Genomic DNA, 4,198 nt, shown 5'->3' with positions numbered 1-4,198 from the left:
AAGAATTAACTGTAATTGGGATCCGCTTTCGCTGATCTTATAATTACTTTTTCATTACATCAAAAGAACGTTTGAGCCGTTGCTCAATGAACTAATTTCTCAATTTGTTTTGCTCCTTCTTTTCAGAAGCGAGTGCAAAGGTAAGAACTTTTTATTTTAACTTCCAAATCTTTTTTCAAAAATTTTTGAAGTTTTTTTCGTTGATTTTCCAACCTGCAACACTCTGAATTTCCAACTCCAAAAGAGAAGTTTTAAAAGCCTTTCGTTAAAGGCGAGTGCAAAGGTAAAAAGAGTTTTTTAATCTGCAATGCTTATTTTGTTTTATTTAGAAACTTAATTTTCATTGCTTCATTTTACTCAGACACAAATAATTGTATCATCAAAAAAGTCTTCTTTTACATCATGTTTTTGTTGGCTTTCCGTTCAAAAGCGAGTGCAAAGGTAAGAGCTTGTTTTGAAAATGCAATACCTTCTCTAAAAAAATATCATCAACAAAAGTAAAACTTATACTTTATCCCTAATAATCAACATTTTAAAAATTCGACAAAAATTCAATTCATCTCTTTTTCTTTCTTCAATTCAGAATTACTTAAATTGAGCTGTTATTTATTCGAGAGATCTTAGCATGAAAAAAGTCTTAATTATAGCTTATTATTTTCCACCTTGTGGGGGCATTTCAATTATTCGACCATTGAAATTAGTGAAACATTTACGTTCAGCTGGATGGGAACCTATATTAGTTACTCCCAAAAATGCACACTACCCTACTTATGATGATGCATTAATTAATGATTTTCCACACGACATCGAGAGAATTGAACTTCCCATTTGGGAACCTTATGGTTTATTTAAGAAGTTTACCTCTCGTAAAAAAGATGAAAATGTAAATAATGTGCTTGTTGTAAAGGATGAAAAGACAAAAAAATGGAAAGATATTCTTGCTGTTTTTATAAGAAGTAACTTTTTTATTCCTGATGCCCGCAAATTTTGGATTAAACCTTCTGTAAAAACATTGACAAAATATTTAAAAGAAAATCATGTTGATGCTATTCTTACTACAGGGCCTCCTCATTCAAGTACTCTCATCGGAGCTAGGTTAAAAAAGAAGTTGAATATTCCATTACTTGTCGACTTTCAAGATCCCTGGACTCAAATTGATTATTATAAAGAATTAATTCTTACGCCTTGGGCAGATAAGTACCATCATAAACTGGAGCAATTCTGTTTTCAACAAGCTGACGCCACAGCAATTGTTAGCAACTCTTGGAAAAAAGATCTTGAAGATATAGGTGCACATAATGTACATACTATTCCACTCGGTTTTGATCCGGAACATTTTAAAGATTTTGAAAATGTTGAAGCGGACAGCAATTTCTTAAAAATGCTACACCTTGGCATGGCAGGACATGATCGAATTCCAATGACTTTACTAGAAAGCATTGTTGAACTTGGAAAAGAAGTGGAGCATTTCCAACAGTTCTTCAGACTTCAGTTTGTTGGGCAAGTAGATCAAAGTATTATTGACTTTATTGAAAAACATAATGACACTCAGTTATTCGAATATATCCCTCCCATAAAAAGAGAAGAAGCACTTACCTATGGTAAAAAGGCTTCTATATTATTACTATTATTAAATAAAGCGGATAATTCCTGTGGCCGAATTCCTGGGAAACTATTTGAATATCTAGCATTAAACCGAAATATTCTTTTACTCGGAAATACAGAAGGAGACTCAGCGGACATCATCAAAGAAACAAACATGGGGTCTTCTTTTGATTATGAAGAGAAAGAAAGCATAAAAAATTACCTGAAGGACTCTTTTAATGTATGGATTAAAAACAAGACACTCCCTGTAGAAAGAAATGACCGTTATCTGAACTACACTTCTCAAAAGCTCACAAAAGACTTCGGTAAACTGCTGGAAAGTATTACATCATAAGGAAGGTTTTCCTCTTAAAATCAATTTCTTGTATGCCTCTCTTTTTTGTATATTTATATTCTTATTAAATAGAGAATATGGATTTCAAGTTAGTAGCAGATTTCACCCCAATGGGTGATCAGCCGGAAGCAATCAGAAAATTGTCGGAAGGAGTTGAAAATGGAGAGAAATCTCAAATCCTCCTTGGCGTGACGGGTTCAGGAAAAACTTTTAGCGTAGCCAATGTAATTAAAGAAACAGGGAGACCCACCCTTATACTTTGCCATAATAAGACATTAGCGGCACAGCTTTATGGAGAATTCAAACAGTTTTTCCCTGAAAATGCTGTAGAGTACTTTATCTCCTATTATGATTATTACCAGCCGGAAGCTTATATCCAAACCACTGATACATTTATTGAAAAGGACTTAATGATCAATGAAGAAATTGAAAAGTTAAGACTTGCTTGTACTTCTGCATTGATGTCTGGGAGAAGAGATGTGATCGTAGTGGCATCTGTATCCTGTATTTATGGTATTGGTAATCCTGAAGAATTTGAAAAAAGTGTTTTAAAAATTGCAGCAGGTGTTCAATATCCTAGACAACAATTCTTGAGAGATTTAGTAGACATCTTATATGCTAGAAATGAGGTTGAATTTAATCGTGGTAACTTCAGAGTAAAAGGTGATACTGTAGATATTTTCCCTGCTTACGCTGATTTTGCTTATCGTGTGATTTATTGGGATGATGAAATTGAAGAAATCCAGAGAATTGATCCTGAAACTGGCCGAATGATCTCTAGGGAAAATAGTATCTCTCTTTTCCCTGCGAATTTATTCGTGACCGGAAAAGATGTGATTAATGATGCTATTATTGAAATCCAAGATGAATTAGTCGAACAGGTGAAGTTCTTTGAAAAAGATCACCGTTCAGCTGAGGCGAAAAGAATTAAGGAAAGAACTGAATTTGATCTTGAAATGATTCGAGAGTTGGGGTATTGTTCTGGTATTGAAAACTACTCTAGGTATTTTGATAGAAGAAGAGCAGGACAACGACCTTTCTGTTTGTTGGATTATTTTCCGGATGATTTCTTAATGGTGATTGATGAAAGCCATGTAACGCTTCCACAAATTAGAGCAATGTGGGGAGGTGATAGATCGAGGAAAGTTTCTCTAGTAGACAATGGTTTTAGATTACCATCTGCTTTAGACAACAGGCCTCTTACTTTTAATGAATTTGAAAATGTAACCAGTCAAACACTTTATGTTAGTGCGACACCAGGTGATTATGAACTTTTACAAACACAAGGTGAAATTACCGAACAGGTGATCCGCCCAACTGGTTTATTAGATCCTGAAATTGATGTTCGCCCAACTTTAAATCAAATTGATGATTTATTGGAGGAAGTTCAAGCTACAATTGATAAAGGGGAAAGAGTATTGATCACTACTCTTACAAAAAGAATGGCGGAAGAACTTTCAAAATACCTTGATCAAATTGGTGTAAAATCTACTTACATCCATTCTGAAATCAAACCTTTGGATAGAGTTGAGATTCTTAGAGAATTACGTCTTGGGATTGTTGATGTATTGGTTGGGGTGAATTTATTAAGGGAAGGTCTTGATTTACCTGAAGTTTCTCTTGTCACAATTATGGATGCAGACAAGGAAGGTTTCTTAAGAAATGTCAGATCTTTAATACAAACTATTGGTCGTGCAGCAAGAAATTCTAATGGGCGAGTGATTATGTATGCGGATAAAATGACAGCTTCTATGCAAAAGGCCATTGATGAAACGAAGAGAAGAAGACAAATTCAACATGAATATAACTTAGAGCACGGCATTACTCCTACTACGGTGAAGAAATCACAGGACGCTATTTTAGAACAAACTCAAGTTGCGGACAGAAAAGCAATCGTCAAAAGCTATGAATTGGATGAGAGTGACAGTGCAAAAGCAGCGGAAGCTATTTCGGAATATCAAACGAAGAATACTGATGACTTAGAGTCTAAGATTAAAGCAGTAAAACGTGATATGGAAAAAGCGGCAAAAGATCTTGATTTTGTAGAAGCAGCAAGATTGAGAGATATTATGTTTGAGATGGAAAAGTTAAAAAAAGAGTAATCATAAATTAAGTAGACTGCAAACCTAGTTTTCGAATATTTTGCCAGTTAGAAATCAGGAGATTTCTAAAATCTTTTAGACACAAATGACGAACTGTGTTTAAAAGCAAATTTATTTCATAATTCAACCAAATTTTATTTTGGTTTTGTTTTTTGTA

At 34.1% G+C, this 4,198-nt stretch carries 2 protein-coding genes; both read left to right on the top strand.

Going from position 1 to position 4,198, the window contains the following annotated elements:
• Positions 1 to 625 precede the first annotated feature (625 nt).
• On the top strand, positions 626 to 1,939 hold the full coding sequence (locus HHU12_RS33175) for a glycosyltransferase (protein WP_169661019.1): 1,314 nt from the start codon (positions 626 to 628) through the stop codon (positions 1,937 to 1,939).
• Between the two features lie 77 nt (positions 1,940 to 2,016).
• A complete protein-coding gene (gene uvrB, locus HHU12_RS33170; protein WP_169661018.1) occupies positions 2,017 to 4,041 on the top strand; it encodes an excinuclease ABC subunit UvrB in 2,025 nt (674 codons plus the stop codon).
• The last annotated feature ends 157 nt before the right edge of the window (positions 4,042 to 4,198 follow it).

Origin of the sequence: Flammeovirga aprica JL-4, assembly GCF_012844305.1 — a bacterium.
GTDB classification, from domain to species: Bacteria; Bacteroidota; Bacteroidia; order Cytophagales; family Flammeovirgaceae; genus Flammeovirga; species Flammeovirga aprica.
The sequence above is the reverse complement of the archived record's forward strand: the minus strand, read 5'-3'. Positions and strand labels throughout refer to the sequence as shown.

Coding starts and splice junctions, on each gene's coding strand:
- HHU12_RS33175 (WP_169661019.1), top strand. CDS start 626: ATGAAAAAAGTCTTAATTATAGCTTATTATTTTCCACCTTGTGGGGGC.
- uvrB (WP_169661018.1), top strand. CDS start 2,017: ATGGATTTCAAGTTAGTAGCAGATTTCACCCCAATGGGTGATCAGCCG.